The organism is Schleiferilactobacillus perolens DSM 12744 (assembly GCF_001435585.1).
Classification (GTDB): domain Bacteria; phylum Bacillota; class Bacilli; order Lactobacillales; family Lactobacillaceae; genus Schleiferilactobacillus; species Schleiferilactobacillus perolens.
The window spans coordinates 110,485-128,740 of the sequence record NZ_AZEC01000005.1; the positions used below are offsets into that span (position 1 = coordinate 110,485).

Here is an 18,256-nt window from a genome sequence, read left to right on the forward strand (position 1 = left end):
AGTTAATGGAATACGCCTATCAATCCGATGTCGGCAAGCGCCGGGAGGACAACCAGGATTTTGCCGGGGTCTTTAAAAATGAAGCCGGGGCGCTTTTTGCGGTCGTGGCGGACGGCATGGGCGGCCATCAGGGTGGGGATGTGGCCAGTGAGATGGCCGTGTCCCATCTCGGTCATGACTTTTCCCAAACCGATTTACATTCCGTCGAAGATGTCGTCAAATGGCTCATTTATGATTTACAACGGGAAAATGACAAAATTTTAGCCGTGTCTGATCATTATGCCGATCTACGGGGGATGGGCACCACTTTTGTGGCCGTCATCGTCGTGGATAATCAATACATTGTCGCTAACATCGGCGATTCACGCTGCTATCGCTATGCCCACGGCACCCTTGAGCAGTTAACGGAAGACCATTCACTGGTCAATGAATTGCTGAAACACGGTGAGATTTCACCGGAAGAAGCTGCCCACCATCCGCAAAAGAATGTCATCACGCGCACGCTCGGTGTGTCCAGTGATGCGGATGCGGATGTGACTGTCTTTGATTTTGGCCCAGATGAATATTTATTGCTTTGCAGTGATGGTTTAACCAATATGGTGTCTGATGCGGACATTCAAGAAGTGTTGGCCACGCAGTCGGCTCTAGAAGACAAGTGTGCCCAGTTGATTGACTGGGCCAATGATGCCGGCGGTCTGGACAACATTACCGTATTGATTATGCACAGACAGGGTGGTGATGATCATGATGGAAAATAACTATTTGCTGGCCGATCGTTACCGGATCAAGAACCTGTTGGGCGAAGGCGGTATGGCCAACGTCTATTTGGCTCACGACGAGATTTTAGACCGAGACGTGGCCGTGAAGGTTTTGCGTCTTGATTTACGCAATGATCAAGAGACCCAACGCCGCTTCCAGCGCGAAGCCAAAGCCACCAGTGAATTGAACCACCCGAACATTGTCTCGGTGCTTGATGTCGGTGAAGAAGACGGTATGCAATACATTGTGATGGAATATGTCAAAGGGGAAGATCTCAAGAAATATATTGTTGAGCATTTCCCCATTCCCTATCAGCGCGTCGTCGATATGATGGAGCAGGTGCTCTCTGCAGTTGCGCACGCCCATGCCCATGGTATTATTCATCGTGATTTGAAACCGCAAAATATTATGGTGGATGAGAAGGGCAATGTGAAGATCACTGATTTTGGGATTGCCGTGGTGCTTTCTGATAATTCCATTACGCAAACAAATTCGCTCCTGGGCTCGGTCCATTACCTGTCCCCTGAACAGGCCCGGGGCCATATGGCGACGAAACAATCTGACATCTATTCGCTCGGAATTATTTTGTATGAAATGCTCACTGGCAGCGTCCCCTTTGAAGGCGAATCAGCGGTGTCCATTGCGATTAAACATTTTCAAAATGAAATGCCCTCCGTGCGTGATTATGACCCGCGGGTACCGCAGGCACTGGAAAATGTGATTCTTAAGGCCACTGCGAAGGATCCCTCTCAACGCTATGCGGCCGTCACAGATATGGCGGCGGATCTTAAGACATCATTGTCCCCAAAACGAGCTGGGGAGCCAAAATGGGCGCCGGATAATAGCAAGGATCTAGAAGAGACCAAGGTATTGCCTGCCATTGCTGCAGCCAATGGGCTGACCCCGGAAACCGCTGAAGCGGCAACCGACAATCCGAACAATACGGATGAAAAAGATACGGACGAAAAGTCGCCTGTCCGCAAGACAAAGAAACCGCGGAAAAAACGGCCTTGGTGGTTCTGGGCATCGATCGCTGCAGGGACGATCGTCATTATCCTTGTGGCGGTGTTTTTCCTGACACAAAAGAAAGATGTGACGGTGCCCTCACTGGCTGGGATGACTCAGGCTCAGGCTGAGTCCACTTTGAAGGATGCGGATCTCCAAGTTGGCACGATTGAAAAAGCCTATTCTGAAAAGGTTGAAAAAAATCGAGTGATTCGTACGATTCCCGCGCAAAAACTAGTAATCAAACAGGGTAGTTCAGTCAGTCTGGTCATTTCACGAGGGAAAAAAGGGTATAAACTGGGCAACTATGTCGGCAACAGTTATACCACTGTGGCGGAAACGCTGAAAAAGGCTGGAGTCAAGGTCAAACGGGCCTATGCCAATTCCTCGACGGTACCGTCCGGAGAAATCATGCGGCAATCACCAGCAGCCGGTAAGACCGTCATTCCGGGGGATGATACGGTTACGTTGACCGTATCCCGGGGCAAGCGGCAGATCACGCTGCGAGACCTTTCTAACTACAGTAAGAAGAATGTTCAAGATTATGCGGATGAAAATGGGTTGAACGTGACGTTCCGAGAAGCCAATTCAAGTACCGTATCTGCAGGACTGGTCATGAGCCAGGATCCGGCGGCAGGGACATTGGTCACCGCCGACACCGCCATCGTAGTGACGTTATCGGCAGGTGCAAAGCAGGTCAAGATTATTAACTTTGTCAAAGAAGTGAAAATTCCGTATCAAGCGCCCGCAAGCAGCAGCAGTAGTATTAGTTCGTCTTCGAGCAGTGATCAAAGCGGTAGCGACAGTGAAAGCAGCAGCACTTCGTCTGCCAGCAGCGGTCCGGTACCCAATAACATTATTATCTATATTGAGGATCGCTCCCACAGTATCAATACAGTGTATCGGCAATTCACGATTACCAAAGACACGCCTGTGGAGTTACCGTTCACGGTTGAATCGGGCCAATCCGCCCGGTATCGGATCGTTCGCGATGGTTCCACGATTGATGAACAGACGGTGAATCCTTAATGGCTGACAATTCAGAACTCACGGGTCAAATTACCCAATCACTGAGCGGTTACTATGATGTGCGCACTGCCGCAGGTCAGGATTTTCGGACGCGAGCGCGGGGGAATTTGCGACATCAGAAACAAAAACCAGTGGTCGGCGATCGGGTGGTTTTTACTGAACCAGATGATACTGATCACCTTGGCTATTTGTTGCGCATCTTACCGCGCACCAACGTGTTAAGCCGTCCACCGGTGGCTAACATTGATTTGGCGGTGGTGGTCACGGCAGCCAAAGAACCTGATTTACAAACCAGTCTGTTGGATCGGCAATTATTAAGCCTGGAACAGCAGCATATTCAACCGGTGATTTATTTGACGAAGAGTGATTTGCTGACCTCTTCCGAATGGACGGCGCTCCAGCCGCTCATTGCCGGTTACCGGCAGATTGGCTACCCAGTATTGGCCCCGCGGCCGCCATTCAGTGCCGCCGCCCTGGCGACCTTAGTGGGGTATTTTGAACACCGCCTAGTCGTATTGACTGGCCAAACCGGGGCGGGGAAGTCTACTTTGCTGAATCATTTGAATCAAGATTTAGCTTTGGCGACCCGTGAAATTTCGACAGCGCTCAACCGCGGCAAACATACCACACGGCGGGTGGCATTATATCCGGTGGGAGCCGGCTTGGTAGCTGATACGCCTGGCTTTTCGGCCATTGATTTGGCCACCGTGGACAAAACTGAATTGCCGCAACTATTCCCAGAATTTGTCCGTTTTGCGCCGCAATGCCGGTTCCGCAGCTGCCTGCATCTGCAAGAACCGGGCTGTGCTGTGAAAGCGGCGGTGGCCGATGGCGCTATTATGGCCAGTCGGTATGCCAATTATCAACAATTACAGAGTGAGGCTGCTGAACGCAAGCCCCGCTATTAAGAAATGGAGGAATTGAAATGGCATTAAAAATCGCACCATCCATTCTCAGCGCTGATTTTGCTAATCTGGCCACAGATGTTGCCAAGATCGAAGGAGTGGGTGACTTAATCCATGTGGACGTGATGGACGGGCATTTTGTTCCCAATTTGGCCTTTGGTCCCCAAGTTGTGGCGGCACTGCGGCCATTGACCAAATTGCCTTTGGAAGTCCATCTGATGGTGGAAAATCCCGAAAGTTTCATCCCATCATTTGTTCAAGCGGGCGCAGATACGATTCTCGTCCACGCAGAAAGTACCCACCATATTTATCGGGTCGTCCAAATGATCCAAGAGGCCGGCGTTAAAGCCGGCGTGGTATTGAATCCGGGCACCCCGATTGAGATGGTACGCAGCGTGCTGCATATTGTCGACGAAGTGCTGATTATGACAGTTAACCCTGGATTTGGTGGGCAAAAGTTTTTACCCGATATGCTCAGTAAGGTTAATCACTTGGCCCAAAACCGAGACACCACTGCGAATGGCGATTACGCGATTGAAGTGGACGGCGGCGTCAATGCGGACACGATCGGTCAGTGTGCGGATGCAGGTGCCGATATTTTTGTGGCGGGTTCATTTGTGTTCGACAGTGCTGATCCAGCGGCGCAAATTCAGCGTTTGCGGGGGCTTGTGGAATGAAGCATATTGGGGTGATGCTGGGCGGGCCGACAGATTTGTGGCCCAGTACCCTGCATAGCGACAATGATGCGCCCATTACCGATTGGCTAGGCGTGGATCGCGGCAGTTTGCGATTGCTCGAGAAGGGGATTGTCCCGGTGACTGCTATCGGGGATTATGATTCACTGACACCTGCAGAACGCCGTCAAGTGGAGCACACGGTCCACGATGTGCGTTATGCGCAGCCAGAAAAAGATGACACCGACTCAGAACTAGCCCTGCAGATTGCCTTTGAAGACTTACGGGCGGATGAGGTGACTATCTTTGGCGCTACTGGCGGCCGATTGGACCATCTATTAGTGAACTTATGGCTGTTGGCTGAGCCGCGTTTCAAGGAATATGCGGACCATGTGGCTATCGTGGATCGGCAAAACCTGATCCGTTTTTACTTGCCCCAAGCGCACCTATTGTTTCCCGAAACAGGTTACAAGTACATCGGTTTCGTGAACCTCACCCCAATCCGCGAGTTTGAAATTCACAATGCCAAATATCCGTTAGCTTCCTTCACCAGCGACTACCCAGTCTCCTGGGCCAGCAACGAATTCCTAGACGACCGCCAACCCATCCAGATTGCCTTCACCAAGGGCGTTGTTGCGGCAATTTACAGCAAGGATTGATTATTTTCTTGATTTTGAAACAGTCTGTCGTTTTGAATGACCACAATCTAGTGCCAATGCGGAGCAAGCGTAGGTGGCATGGGGCTCAACTGTAGGAACTGCAATAAACTTGGCCTGGTTTTGGCCAAGTTTATATGCAGTTAGGCGACTTTGAGACCGCGCACTTTGCGGGCTCAAAGCGCCGTCACAGCGTTCCAGCCCCATGCCACCGAAGCTTGCGTAGCATTGGCACGGCAGGCGAAGCCAAATCTTCAAGCAAAAAAATACACCGCCACATTCCAGTTAAAAACACTGGAACATGACGGTGACTTTTTTATGTCTGCAGACACAAAAACGAAAACTAAACGCGGGTAACCTTGCCAGACTTTAGTGCCCGAGCAGAAACCCAAACGCGCTTCGGCTTGCCATCAACAAGAATACGGACCTTATGCAGATTCGGCTTCCAAGAACGACGAGCAGAGTTCAATGCGTGGGACCGCTTGTTACCAAATTCTGTTTTGCGGCCAGTGATATAATCCTTTGCCAAAACGATTCCCTCCTTTACGACCACGGTCAAAATTTACTTATCTAAGTTACCATACCCCCCTAGTCAATGCAAGCACCTTACAAGGAAAAATACTTGACAGGCAATGTTTACCGGCCGCAAATGCATGATCAGTCGGTGTTGGACAAGGGGATTCGGGCAAGGGGCATCAATCAAGTGGCAAATTATGGTATTATTATCTGGAAATACTATCGAAGGAGGTTCTTACATGGCTGTCAAAATTGAGACTAAATACGGCACCATTGCGATCGCCAACAATGTCATTGCCACAGTCGTCGGCGGTGGCGCCACCGCAGTTTACGGCATCGTGGGCATGGCATCTAAACAAATCTTTCGCGATAACTTCAACGAAATCCTAAATCGGGATAATTACGCTCGCGGGGTCGTGATTCGACAAAATGATGAAGGCATCACAGTTGACGTGTATATTATTGTTGGATATGGTCTGAAAATCTCCGAGGTTTGCCGTAATGTCCAAGATAAAGTAAAATACAATCTCGAATCGATGTTGGGAATCACTGCGCAGGCCGTTAATGTCATTGTTCAGGGCGTTGTCGTCTTGGGCGATTAGTGCGTGGACAACGATCCAATAATTCGAGGAGGAATCGCGAAGTGGCAGTAACAGAAATCACCGTGGAAAGACTAACCGATATGATTCGGGTCGCCGCCCACCGGTTGAGTAAAAATGTTGAATTTGTAAATTCATTGAATGTGTTCCCGGTACCCGATGGGGATACCGGCACCAACATGTCGCTGACCTTAGCCAGCGGCGTTAAAAACGTCAACAATGCCAATGCCGCCACAGTGGGGGCTATGACTAAGGCGTTAGCCAAGGGTACCTTAATGGGGGCCCGGGGTAATTCAGGTGTTATTTCGTCGCAACTGTTTCGAGGGTTTGCCAAAGCCACGGAAAATAAAAAGACATTGACGGCCCAGGACTTAGCCGATGCTTTGACGGGTGGCGTCCAGACGGCTTACAAGGCAGTTATGAAGCCAGTGGAAGGCACAATTCTCACTGTGGCGCGGGAGGCCGCTAAGGCCGGTAATAAGGCTGCCCAAAATAGTGATGACGCGGTTGTCGTCATGCAGGCCGTTGTGAACGGTGCTAAGCGGTCTCTGGCAGCGACGCCTAGCCTTTTACCGGTACTGAAAGAAGTCGGTGTGGTTGATTCCGGCGGTCAAGGGCTAGTCTTCATTTATGAGGGCTTCTTAGAAGCGTTGAACGGCAAGGTCACCAGTGATGAATACGTCATCAGTGATACTGAAATGGATGAAATGGTGAATGCCGTCCATCACCAATCTATTCAAGGACAGTTGTCAACAGCGGATATTAAATATGGCTATTGTACTGAAATGATGGTAGAGCTGAATCAAAAACCGGCTGAGGGACACGAATTCAATTACGATACGTTCCGCAATTATTTGAATGATCTCGGCGATTCACTATTGGTGGTGGCCGATGATGAAGTGGTCAAAGTCCATGTGCACACGGAGCACCCGGGTAAGGTGTATCGCTATGGTGCACAATTTGGTCAGTTGGATAAGATTAAGATTGATAACATGCGTGCTCAACACGATGACATCGTGGAGCGCCAGGCCAGCGAAGCCGCTAAACCACAGGCGCCCGCTAAGTTCGGGGTCGTGGCCGTGGCATCTGGTCATGGTGTTGCGGAACTGTATCGCTCCTTAGGGGTGACTCAGATCTTAGAGGGTGGCCAAACAATGAATCCGTCGACCCAGGATATTTTAGCGGCGGTGAAGAAGGCTAATGCACTGAATGTGATTATCTTACCCAACAACGGCAATATCTTCATGGCCGCTCAGCAAGCCGCCCAGCAAGCTGAGAATCATGTGGCGGTGGTGCCGACTAAATCCATTCAACAAGGAATGACCGCTATGCTGTCCTTCAATCCAGATGAAACATTGAAGGAAAACGTGGCAGAAATGAGCGACTCTTTAGATACTGTGGCCAGTGGTGAAATGACCGTGGCCACTCGGGACACATCGATTAACGGCCTGACCATTCACAAGGATGATTTTATCGGTATTGTGGATGGCGATATCGCGGTGAACGGAACCGATCGGGTGCAGGTGATGACTGACATGATTTTGAAGATGCTCACTGAAGATAGTGAGATCATCACCATTCTGTATGGTACAGAAGGCACTAAGGAAGAAGCCCAACAAGTGGCTGATGCGATTACCGCCCAAAGTGACGATCTGGAAGTAGAAATTCATGAGGGCGATCAACCGGTTTACGCGTATCTGGTTTCTGTAGAATAATGACCGACCGCCAATTAGCGGATGTGTCTTTCCAGTCCTGTGAAAACCGTATTCTTGGTTTTTACAGGACCTTTTTTGAAAGAAAAAGGAAGGGAGAAAAAGTGTGGCCAGTTTAATGGATGCCGTGACAATGCTGCCCAGTGTAGGACCAAAACGGGAAAGTGCATTGCGTCAACTCGGTATTGTGACTGTGGGTGATTTATTATTTTATTTTCCCTTTCGCTATGACGATATTCGCACCCGGTCGTGGCAAGAACTGGGCGATGGTGAAAAAGTCACTCTTAAGGGCACAGTGATTGCGCCGCTCGTTCTTTCCCGGTTTGGCCGCAACCGTAATCGTCTCAGCCTGCGCCTCCTGGTTGAAGATTTGCCCATTGTGGTGACATTCTTCAATCAGCCCTGGCTGAAAGATAAAATCGAAGAAAATAGTGAAGTCGCCGTCTTTGGTACCTGGAATGCCAAACGGCACAGTCTGGCAGGACAGCGGCTGATTGCCCAAGCGGACGGCGGTGATGCCGGAATGAGTCCGATTTATTCCGTGAATAAGAATATTCGGCAACGGACACTGGTGGATTTGATTCATACCGCCTACGAAAAGTATCATGGCTTGCTGCGGGAAGTGGTGCCAGACAGTTTACGGACCCATTATCGGCTGGAACCCACAGAAACGGTGGTACACAACATGCATTTCCCCAAAAATGGGGAGGAAGCGCGATTGGCCCGGCGCAGTGCCGCATTTCGCGAATTGTTTCTGTTTGAATGTCGGATGCAGTCTTTACGGCGCGACAACAATCAGGTGGATGCGGGATTAGCGCTAGACTATGATTTGACTGCCATGCGCGAGTTCATCAAAACACTGCCGTTCGAATTGACCAGTGCTCAGAAGCGTGTGGTCAACGAAATTTGTGCCGATATGAAACGGGCGCATCACATGAATCGACTGTTGCAGGGTGATGTGGGTAGCGGAAAAACGATCGTAGCCGTGCTGGCCTTGTTTGCGGCCGTGACCGCTGGCTATCAGGCTGCGCTGATGGTCCCGACAGAAATCTTAGCGGAACAGCATTATACCAAAATTGCGAAATTATTAGCGCCGATGCATGTTACAGTGGGAATCCTCACGGGCTCACTAAACGCGTCAGACCGGGCCCATGCGCTTCATGATATCGAAACAGGGCGGATGAATGTGATTATTGGGACCCATGCCCTGATTCAAGATACGGTGAAATTTGCTAAACTAGGATTGGCAATCATTGATGAGCAGCACCGGTTTGGTGTCAATCAGCGGCGAGCATTGCGGCAAAAGGGAATCAATCCTGATGTGCTGATGATGACTGCCACGCCGATTCCTCGGACGCTGGCAATCACCACTTATGGGGAAATGGATGTGTCGACCATTGATGAATTACCTGCTGGGCGCCAACCGATTGCAACCACCTGGCTGAAATCTAACCAAACCGGCCGCGTACTGACCCAACTGAAGACCCAACTGGCGACGGGGGCACAAGCCTACGTGGTCACTCCGCTGATTGCGGAATCAGAAGCGGTCGATTTGCGTAATGCAGAGGATCTGTATGAACGCATGCAGCGAGCATTACCGGAATACCACGTGGCGCTGCTCCATGGCCAGTTGAAGAATCAAGAAAAAAACGCCATTATGGGGGCGTTTAGCCGTAATGAGGTCCAAGTTCTGGTGGCCACCACGGTAGTGGAAGTCGGCATGGACGTACCCAACGCCAATATGATGATTATTTTTGACGCAGACCGGTTTGGCTTGTCGCAACTGCACCAGCTGCGCGGGCGAGTCGGCCGGGGCAATCAGCAGGCATTTTGTTATTTGATCGCCGACCCTAAGAACCAGGTCGCCATCGCTCGCATGGAAGCCATGGTAAAAACTACCGACGGCTTTGTGCTAGCGGAAAAAGATTTGCAATTGCGCGGTCCTGGCGATGTCTTCGGAGATGAACAATCGGGTTTGCCACATTTCAATGTGGCTGATCCGGTTGGCGATTCCGCGATGTTGGAAGTTGCCCATGATGCGGCCAAAGAGATTTTTCAAGATGATCCCAGTTTAGCGGCTCCGGATCACACAGGCATTGCCAGTTACTTAGCGGAATTAAAGAAACGCAATCAATATTTTGATTAGGAAAGCAGGATACCAATGAAAACAATTGCTGTGGATGGTATGGGCGGCGACAATGCGCCCGAAGCGATCGTCAAGGGGATTGAAATGGCCCGGGATGACTTCCCGGATCTGCAATTCCAGTTATACGGCGATGAAGGCCAATTGACCAAATTACTGAAAAACTCGGAGCGGATCACGATTGTGCCGACAACCGAAGTCGTGACCGGAGAAGATGAACCCACCCGTGCGGTCCGCCGGAAGAAAGATTCCAGCTTAGTGCGCGCTGCACTGGCCGCCAAATCGGGTGAAGCGGACGCCTTTTACTCCGCCGGCAATACGGGTGCGGTACTCACGGCGGGTGTGTTACTAGTCGGTCGCATCAAGGGCATTGAACGCCCCGGGTTGATCACGGTCTTTCCTACGGTGCACGAAGACCAGCAGTTTTTAATGCTGGATGTGGGTGCCAATGCGGAAAGCAAACCCAGCTATCTGCATCAATTTGCGTTGATGGGCCAGTTTTATGCCCATGATGTCCTGGGCTTGGATCATCCCCGGGTTGGGCTATTGAATAATGGGACAGAAGCCGATAAGGGTGATAGTCTGCATAAGGCGGTCCACGATTTATTGGAAAAGGATCCGGACATCAACTTTGTGGGAAATGTGGAGGCGACCAACCTATTTAATGCGCCAGCCGATGTGGTGGTGACCGATGGATTTACTGGTAACGCCACATTGAAGACGATGGAGGGAACCGCCAGCACACTGATGCACTTGCTGAAGGCCAATTTGATGGATAATGGTTTACGGCCTAAATTAGGTGCACTTTTAGCCAAACCGGCACTGAAGAAGTTGGCGACGATGTTTGATGCCGATCGGGCGGGCGGCGCAGTGTTAATCGGCGTCAATGCACCGGTGGTCAAGAGCCACGGCAACTCGGACGAGAATGCGGTGTATTATGTGCAGAAACAATTGCGGGCGATGCTGAATCATGGCACGGTCCAAAGCGTGATTCAATACTTTTCGACCCACACTGAAGAGACGGTTGCAGCCGCCAAGGAGGAATAGTTTTCATGACAGAACAAGAGATTTTTGACAAAATTCAAGCATTAATCGCAGATCGCTTTGAAATCGATCCGAGCAAAATCACCAACGCCACCAACTTTAAGGAAGATCTGTCCGCAGACTCACTCGACTTGGTTGAATTTGTACTGACGCTGGAAGATACTTTTGGCGGCGAAATTAGTGACGATGATGCCGACCAGCTGAATACCGTGGGCGACGTTGTGAAATACATTGCCGCTCACCAGGAGAATGCCAGTAAATAAGAATCAGCGTTCGTCTTTATGTGGCTTTTTTGTGGCGAGAGCGTGTTTTTTCCTTGGCACTTTCTTGCAATACAAGCGGGCTACCGATATAATTGACGCATTGTAAACCATTCTTATGGCTTTCTCATCAACGTGTGTGACAGCGATTCTACAAGAGGAGGAATGGATTTGGATACATCCGACGAATTATTGCTCGATATCCAACATCTGCATACCGCATTCCGGGTCCACGATGAATTTTTTGACGCCGTTGACGACGTCTCTTTGACTTTGCACAAGAATGAAATCTTGGCATTGGTCGGGGAATCCGGATCGGGTAAGAGCACATTAGCAACCAGCATTATTGGGTTGCACAATCCGCGCAATACGCGCGTGACAGGCGACATTATGTATAACGAACTGAATTTGGTGGGCTTGAACGAAGCTCTGTTTAACCGAATTCGGGGCAACGACATTGGCATGATCTTCCAAGACCCTTTGGCCGCACTGAATCCGCTAATGCGGATCGGCGAACAGATTGCGGAAAGCTTGGTGTATCATACCAAGCTGAACGAATCAGAACGCAACGCCCGGGTATTGGAATTACTGGATCAAGTCGGTATTCCTGACCCGGCACTCACAGCGCATCAATATCCCCATGAATTATCTGGGGGGATGCGGCAACGGGTGATTATCGCCATCGCCATTGCTTGTAAGCCGCCGATCATTATCGCGGATGAACCCACCACTGCGCTGGATGTGACTATTCAGGCACAGATTTTGGACTTGTTAGAAGACATCCAGAAGGAAATTGGTTCCGGCATTTTGCTGATTACCCACGATTTAGGGGTGGTGGCCGAAACAGCGGATACCGTCGCTGTGATGTACTCTGGGCAAATTGTGGAACAGGGCAGTGTTTATCAGGTCTTTGATAATCCGTTACATCCTTATACCCGGTCACTCTTGCGTTCCATGCCGCAGGCAGACCAGGATGATGAAGAATTGCATGTCATTCAAGGCACTGTACCGTCATTGGTGGATATGCAGCGGACCGGTGATCGGTTTGCACCGCGGATTCCGTGGATGCCCGCGTCGTCTCATGAGGAGAATCCGGTCTTACATGAAGTGGAACCCGGCCATCTGGTGCGGTGCACTTGTTACAAGACCTTTTACTTCCCAGATGACAAACAACCGGCCGCAGCTGGTGCCGGCAGTAGTCAAAATGCCAGTGAAGGAGAGTAGAATTTATGTCACTAATTGAGATTAAAGACCTCAACATTCATTACCCCATCCGCTCTGGCTTCTTTAACCGCATTACGGATTATGTGTACGCTGTGGATGGCATCAACTTCGATATTGAAGAGGGCGAAACCTATGGCTTAATCGGCGAATCCGGTTCCGGTAAATCAACGACCGGGAAAGCTATTGTGGGCTTGGAGAAGGTTACCTCTGGCCAAATTATGTATAATGGCGAGGACGTGACCAACAAGCACAACCGGAAACAAATGAAATACAACAAGGATGTCCAAATGATTTTCCAGGACTCTATGTCCAGCTTGAATCCCCGTAAGCGGATCGAAGACATTATTGCGGAGCCAATTCGCAACTTTGAAGAGATGACCGACAACGAGGAACGGACCCGGGTCAAAGAATTATTGGATATCGTTGGTATGCCTTCGGACGCCATGTATAAATATCCCCATGAATTTTCCGGCGGCCAGCGTCAGCGGATCGGGGTCGCGCGCGCCGTGGCGACGCATCCCAAACTAATCATTGCGGATGAACCCGTATCTGCGTTGGATCTGTCGGTGCAAGCCCAAGTGTTGAACTTCATGAAGCATATCCAACGTGAATACAACATTTCGTACTTGTTCATTTCCCATGACTTGGGTGTCGTGAAACATATGTGCCGCAATTTGGCCATCATGCATCGGGGCCGATTGGTCGAAGTGGGTACGCGGGATGATATTTACAATCACCCCCAGCACATCTACACAAAGCGTCTATTGGCGGCGATTCCCAAGGTGAATCCATCCGGTCGGGAAAAAGACAAGGCCAATCGGCGAGCAGTCGAGAAGGAATACCAAGAGCACCAGAGCAAATGGTATGACAAAGACGGCAAGGTCTTTCCACTGCAGCAGATTTCAGCAACCCATTCGGTGGCTTTACCACCCGATGAAGTGGCTGAATTGAAGTCGGAGGTGGGTTAACTCATGTGGAAGACCATACTGCGGCGGGTCCTGTTGATGATCCCGCAGATCATAATTCTGAGTTTATTCGTGTTTATCTTGGCCAAGATGATGCCAGGGGATCCCTTCACGGGTTTGATTAATCCCCAAACTTCGGCTTCTCAGATTGCTCAAATTCGGCAAGAGGCCGGGCTGAACGATCCATGGCCGGTGCAATATTTCCGGTGGGTAGGTAACGCCCTGCACGGTAATTTTGGCTTATCCTACCAGTTCCACAAACCGGTTATTGATTTGATCAGTGAACGGGCTGTTAATACATTATATTTGGCTGTTTTCTCCGTTATTTTGACTTACTTGATTTCCATTCCACTGGGAATTTGGGCTGGTCGTTACCAGGGCAGTTTGATTGATAACAGCATTCAGTTCTACAACTTTGTTTCGATTTCCGTACCTTCTTTTGTATGGTACTTATTGGCTATCGCATTATTCGGCTTTGTTTGGCATATTTTCCCCACGAGCGGGTCGGTGTCTGTGCAAGCCTCGGGCTTCATCGGTGTCACGTTGAGTAGGCTATATCATATTATCCTGCCTGGGGTACTGATCGCATTGATGTCAACCGCCGGGAACATTCAATATCTACGGTCAGGAATTATTGACAACCAGTTGGAAGACTATGTCCGCACAGCTCGATCCAAAGGGGTGCCAGAACGGGTAGTATTCAACAAGCACATTTTGCGGAATTCCTTACTGCCAATTGCGGCGTTTTTCGGGAACGTCATTACTGGTCTGCTTGGTGGCTCAGTCTTCGCAGAAACCATCTTCTCGTATCCAGGGATGGGGAAATTGTTTATTGATTCAGTTCAAGCACGAGACTATTCTGTGATGACCGCGTTGATTGTCATGTATGGCTTTTTAACCCTATTGGGGAACTTATTGTCAGACATCATCATGAGTATCGTTGATCCACGGATTCGGATAGATTAGGAGGACCCAGAATGGCTGAGAAAGAGAAGAAGCAAAAGTTAGATTCAGAGGGTAATCCCATCATTTCCGAGCCGCCTACAGGCTTAAAGGTCATTATCCGGGAGTTTACCCATGACCGTACGGCCATGATTTCTTTTAGTATCATGGTGTTCATTATTTTAGCGGCAGTGCTGGGCAGTTTCTTTATTAATCCTGAACGTTACACCACGATTAATATTATGACCCAGTGGGCGAAGCCCGGGACTGACGGTTTGATTCTTGGTGGTGATGACAGTGGTCGGGATGTGTTTGCCGAGTTAATTGTGGGAATGCGTAATTCCATTGGTATCGGCTGGGCAGTTGCTGCTTTGATTGAAATCATCGGGATTGTTGTCGGTTTAACATCCGGCTACTTTGGTGGTATTGTCGATAACATTTTAATGCGAATTACCGACTTCTTCATGATTTTACCCGCTTTGATGATCCAAATTGTGGTCATCACGATTGTCCCCAAGTTCAGTATCTGGGTGCTCATTCTGATGATTACAGCATTAGGGTGGATGTCCACTGCCCGTCTCTATCGTTCGCAAGTTTTAAGCCAAGTCAACCGAGACTACATTTTAGCTTCGAAGACTTCTGGTACCAGCAATTTCAAGATCATGTTCTTTGAGTTACTACCCAACATTAGTTCATTGCTCTTGGTGGATATCACACTTACCTTTGCCACGAGTGTGGGCGTCGAAACCGGGTTGACGTTCTTAGGATATGGGTTACCTGATAACACACCCAGTATTGGCCGCTTAATTTCATTCGCCCAGGACCCAGTGACAATCACCTCGTATCCGTGGAGTTGGTTACCAGCGACACTGCTCTTGTTAATTTTGTCGCTATCTGTGAATTACACTGGCCGGGCATTACGCCGAGCGGCAGATGCACGTCAACGGTTAGGCTAGTCTTTTCTCATTTTCATAAGGCAATGCTTCTGATGAGTGTTTCAGTGTTGAATATGAGAATTGAGCGTGTTACGATATAATTATCGTGCGTTGGCCGAGGCCAATCGTCATTGATAAAGATTTAGGTTATCCTAGCTTCTGATTGGGAAGTTAGACGAGGAGGAAATATTTTATGAAGAAAGCAACAGTCGCTGGTCTGGTGACGTTGGGTTCTGTTCTGGCGGTTACTTTGACCGCTTGTGGCAACAGTAATTCCAACAGTGCCAGCAGCAGCTCAAGTACTTCTGCGACAAAAATCTCATTTCCTGCGAAGATGAATAATACGAAGTCTTCGGTTAGCGGTGGGAATTTAACTTATGGGTTAGTCATGGCGACTTCCTTTAAGGGCATTTTCAATGAAGAGTTGTCAACCGATACTGGTGACTCAACGATCATGCAGTTTGGTGCAGAGCCTTTGTTCAAGACTGACAAAAACTACAAGATCATTGATGGCGGGGCCGCTAATCTGAAACTTGATCAGAAAGCAAAGACGGCGACCATTACCATTAATCCAAAGGCTAAATGGTCTGACGGCCAACCCGTTGTTGCTGACGATGTCGTTTATGCCTATAAGATTTTGGCTAACAAAGAGACTCAGTCACAACGGTACACAGACAGCCTGCAAAACATTGTGGGTTTGGCCGACTACCACACTGGTAAGTCTGACCAAATTTCTGGGATCCAAACTCCAGATGGCGGCACTGGTAAGACTGTTGTTCTGCATTTCCAAGTGATGAAACCAGGCATGGCTTATTCTGGCAATGGTTACTATTGGGAAGCCGCGGCGCCTTATCATTACTTGAAGGATGTGCCTTTCAAGGATCTGCAATCTTCACCGAAGATTCGGAAGAACCCGGTATTCTTTGGTCCGTATAAGCTGAATAAACTGGTTTCTGGTCAATCCACAGAATGGGTGCCTAACGAGTATTATTATGGTGCTAAACCTAAATTGAAGAGTATTACTGCTTCTGTTGTGTCGCCGAACACAGCACCCAGTGCGATTAAGAGTCACAGCTATGACATTATTGGCGTGAACAACGACCAATATCCGAATGTCAAGAACACTAAGGGTGTCACATTCATTGGTAATAAGCCTCTGTCATATTCTTACTTAGCCTTCAAGGTTGGTAAGTGGGACGACAAGAAGGGTGAAAACGTCGAGGATAAGAACGCGAAGATGAATGATCCCAAGTTGCGTCAGGCGATTGCTTATGCGATGAACATTGACCAAGTTGACCAGAAGTTCTACCACGACTTGAACTTCCGAGTAAACACCTTGATTCCTGAAAACTTCACCAAGTATTATGACAAGTCTGCTAAGGGCTTCCCGTATAACTTGAAGAAGGCAGAAGACATCTTGGACAAGGCCGGCTACAAGAAGGGCAAAGATGGCTATCGGACTACACCAAAGGGTAAGAAGCTGACCATCACCATTGCCTCTTATGCGACTAACAGTGCCAAGGAAGCGGCCATCAAGAACTACATCCAACAATGGAAGAAGATTGGTCTGGATGTCCAATTGCTTAACGGCCGGTTGACCGAACCGAACTCCTTCTATGACAAGTTACAATCTGATTCGAAGGATATCGACATGTACATCGCGGGTTGGAGTTTGAGTTCTGAAGCTTCACCTAACGATCTGTACAATCCGAAGGCTCCGTTTAACTACGGTCGGATGAATAATCCGGAACAGACTAAACTGTTGGCAGACATCGATTCGCAAAAGGCTTTCAACGATTCTTACCGGATCCAAGCTTTCAAGAAATGGCAAGAATGGATGAACAAAGAAGCTTATGTCGTACCGATGACTAACCAGTGGAGTGTTAGTGCAGTCAACAACCGGGTTAAAGATTATGGTGTTGGCGTAACTGATGCTGGCGGTGCCAATATCGGTGCTTGGGCTGACGTTTCTGTGACATCGAACTCTTTACAAACTAAGTAATTATCGGTAGTTTGCTACTGGTGATTCATCGAAATACCGTTATTCTCGCAATCCGGGAATAACGGTATTTTTTATACGGAGCAAGAGATCAGTCCACCGTCCCTGTTTTTTTACGGTGGGGTCCTTTATAATGGTCTTATTTGTATTGCATATTAATAATGGAGGAACAGACTATGGTGGCTGCAGCATTTGTTTCTGAGCTGAGGGACCGGTACGGGATTGAGTTCAAGAATTTGCACTTGTTGGATGAAGCTTTCACCCACTCGTCGTATGCGAACGAACATCCGGAACTGGGACTGCGGGATAATGAACGGTTAGAATTTTTAGGGGATGCCGTGATGGAATTGACGGTATCGGAATGGCTATACAAACGGTATCCGGATTGGCCGGAAGGGGAACTGACCCGACTACGGGCGGCGAGTGTGTGCACCCGGAGTTTTTCGTCTTTTGCGCGGGAGGCCCATTTTGACAAGTATATTCGTCTTGGTAAAGGAGAAGAGCAATCCGGTGCCCGTAAACGGCATACATTGCAAGAAGACACGTTTGAAGCCTTCAATGGTGCTCTTTATCTTGACCAAGGCAAAGATGCGGTCGTGAAGTTTTTAGATCAGATTGTATTCCCCAAGATTGCTGCCGGCGAATTCTCTGCGGCCAGTGACCATAAGACTTTTTTACAGGAGTATTTGCAAAAAAAAGGTCCGGTGGAAATTCAGTATCAATTACTCGATGAGGAAGGACCTGCCCATGACCGGAGTTTTGCTGTCGCCGTGACGGTGGATGGCAAACGTCTAGCGAAGGGTGTGGGTCACAGCAAGAAGGCGGCGGAACAGGATGCGGCCAAACACGCCTTGGCGGATTTGAAACACCAAGGACCAAGTGATTAATG

General features: G+C 49.1%; 17 protein-coding genes. 16 read left to right on the forward strand and 1 reads right to left on the reverse strand.

Annotated elements, in window-relative coordinates:
• Positions 1–5: 5 nt before the first annotated feature.
• From FD09_RS07220 to FD09_RS07240, 5 genes are read left to right on the forward strand one after another with little or no spacing between them, the layout of a single operon-like run.
• Positions 6–758, forward strand: a complete 753-nt coding sequence (locus tag FD09_RS07220) for a Stp1/IreP family PP2C-type Ser/Thr phosphatase (protein WP_057819822.1) — start codon at positions 6–8, stop codon at positions 756–758.
• Positions 745–2,793 (forward strand): Stk1 family PASTA domain-containing Ser/Thr kinase, encoded by a 2,049-nt coding sequence (gene pknB / locus FD09_RS07225; protein ID WP_057819824.1) that lies wholly within the window; start codon positions 745–747, stop codon positions 2,791–2,793. Before FD09_RS07220 ends, pknB begins: the two co-directional genes overlap by 14 nt.
• Positions 2,793–3,701, forward strand: coding sequence for a ribosome small subunit-dependent GTPase A (gene rsgA / locus FD09_RS07230; RefSeq protein ID WP_057819826.1), 909 nt, complete (start codon positions 2,793–2,795; stop codon positions 3,699–3,701). Before pknB ends, rsgA begins: the two co-directional genes overlap by 1 nt.
• A gap of 17 nt (positions 3,702–3,718) precedes the next feature.
• Positions 3,719–4,375, forward strand: a complete 657-nt coding sequence (gene rpe, locus FD09_RS07235; RefSeq protein ID WP_057819828.1) for a ribulose-phosphate 3-epimerase — start codon at positions 3,719–3,721, stop codon at positions 4,373–4,375.
• The gene (locus FD09_RS07240; protein ID WP_057819830.1) at positions 4,372–5,031 is read left to right on the forward strand and encodes a thiamine diphosphokinase; all 660 of its coding nucleotides are present in this window, start codon (positions 4,372–4,374) and stop codon (positions 5,029–5,031) included. The genes rpe and FD09_RS07240 overlap by 4 nt, the downstream gene beginning before the upstream one ends.
• Before the next feature lie 340 nt (positions 5,032–5,371).
• Here FD09_RS07240 and rpmB read toward each other — a convergent pair whose 3' ends face one another.
• Positions 5,372–5,557 (reverse strand): 50S ribosomal protein L28, encoded by a 186-nt coding sequence (gene rpmB, locus FD09_RS07250; protein WP_057819834.1) that lies wholly within the window; start codon positions 5,555–5,557, stop codon positions 5,372–5,374.
• A 226-nt stretch (positions 5,558–5,783) separates the two neighbouring features.
• On the opposite strand from rpmB, the gene FD09_RS07255 reads away from it, so the two are divergent.
• The 11 genes from FD09_RS07255 to rnc all read left to right on the forward strand — a co-directional run bounded on the left by FD09_RS07255 (position 5,784) and on the right by rnc (position 18,254).
• A complete protein-coding gene (locus FD09_RS07255; RefSeq protein WP_057819836.1) occupies positions 5,784–6,146 on the forward strand; it encodes an Asp23/Gls24 family envelope stress response protein in 363 nt (120 codons plus the stop codon).
• 41 nt (positions 6,147–6,187) lie between these two features.
• Positions 6,188–7,858, forward strand: coding sequence for a DAK2 domain-containing protein (locus tag FD09_RS07260; protein ID WP_057819838.1), 1,671 nt, complete (start codon positions 6,188–6,190; stop codon positions 7,856–7,858).
• A 103-nt stretch (positions 7,859–7,961) separates the two neighbouring features.
• Complete coding sequence (gene recG / locus FD09_RS07265) at positions 7,962–10,001, forward strand: ATP-dependent DNA helicase RecG (protein WP_268873285.1); 2,040 nt, start codon at positions 7,962–7,964, stop codon at positions 9,999–10,001.
• A gap of 15 nt (positions 10,002–10,016) precedes the next feature.
• Positions 10,017–11,045, forward strand: a complete 1,029-nt coding sequence (gene plsX / locus FD09_RS07270; RefSeq protein WP_057819840.1) for a phosphate acyltransferase PlsX — start codon at positions 10,017–10,019, stop codon at positions 11,043–11,045.
• Positions 11,046–11,050: 5 nt separating this feature from the next.
• Complete coding sequence (acpP, locus tag FD09_RS07275; protein WP_057819842.1) at positions 11,051–11,305, forward strand: acyl carrier protein; 255 nt, start codon at positions 11,051–11,053, stop codon at positions 11,303–11,305.
• Between the two features lie 162 nt (positions 11,306–11,467).
• Positions 11,468–12,526 carry an ABC transporter ATP-binding protein gene (locus tag FD09_RS07280; protein ID WP_420542937.1) on the forward strand — a complete coding sequence of 353 codons (1,059 nt, stop codon included), beginning with the start codon at positions 11,468–11,470 and terminating at the stop codon, positions 12,524–12,526.
• Positions 12,527–12,531: 5 nt separating this feature from the next.
• Positions 12,532–13,494, forward strand: coding sequence for an ATP-binding cassette domain-containing protein (locus FD09_RS07285; protein ID WP_057819844.1), 963 nt, complete (start codon positions 12,532–12,534; stop codon positions 13,492–13,494).
• A 3-nt stretch (positions 13,495–13,497) separates the two neighbouring features.
• Positions 13,498–14,457, forward strand: coding sequence for an oligopeptide ABC transporter permease (gene opp4B / locus FD09_RS07290; protein ID WP_057819846.1), 960 nt, complete (start codon positions 13,498–13,500; stop codon positions 14,455–14,457).
• Positions 14,458–14,468: 11 nt separating this feature from the next.
• Positions 14,469–15,389 carry an ABC transporter permease gene (locus FD09_RS07295; RefSeq protein WP_057819848.1) on the forward strand — a complete coding sequence of 307 codons (921 nt, stop codon included), beginning with the start codon at positions 14,469–14,471 and terminating at the stop codon, positions 15,387–15,389.
• A gap of 172 nt (positions 15,390–15,561) precedes the next feature.
• Positions 15,562–17,370, forward strand: a complete 1,809-nt coding sequence (locus tag FD09_RS07300) for an oligopeptide ABC transporter substrate-binding protein (RefSeq protein ID WP_057819850.1) — start codon at positions 15,562–15,564, stop codon at positions 17,368–17,370.
• Between the two features lie 173 nt (positions 17,371–17,543).
• Positions 17,544–18,254, forward strand: a complete 711-nt coding sequence (rnc, locus tag FD09_RS07305) for a ribonuclease III (RefSeq protein ID WP_057819852.1) — start codon at positions 17,544–17,546, stop codon at positions 18,252–18,254.
• Positions 18,255–18,256 lie beyond the last annotated feature (2 nt).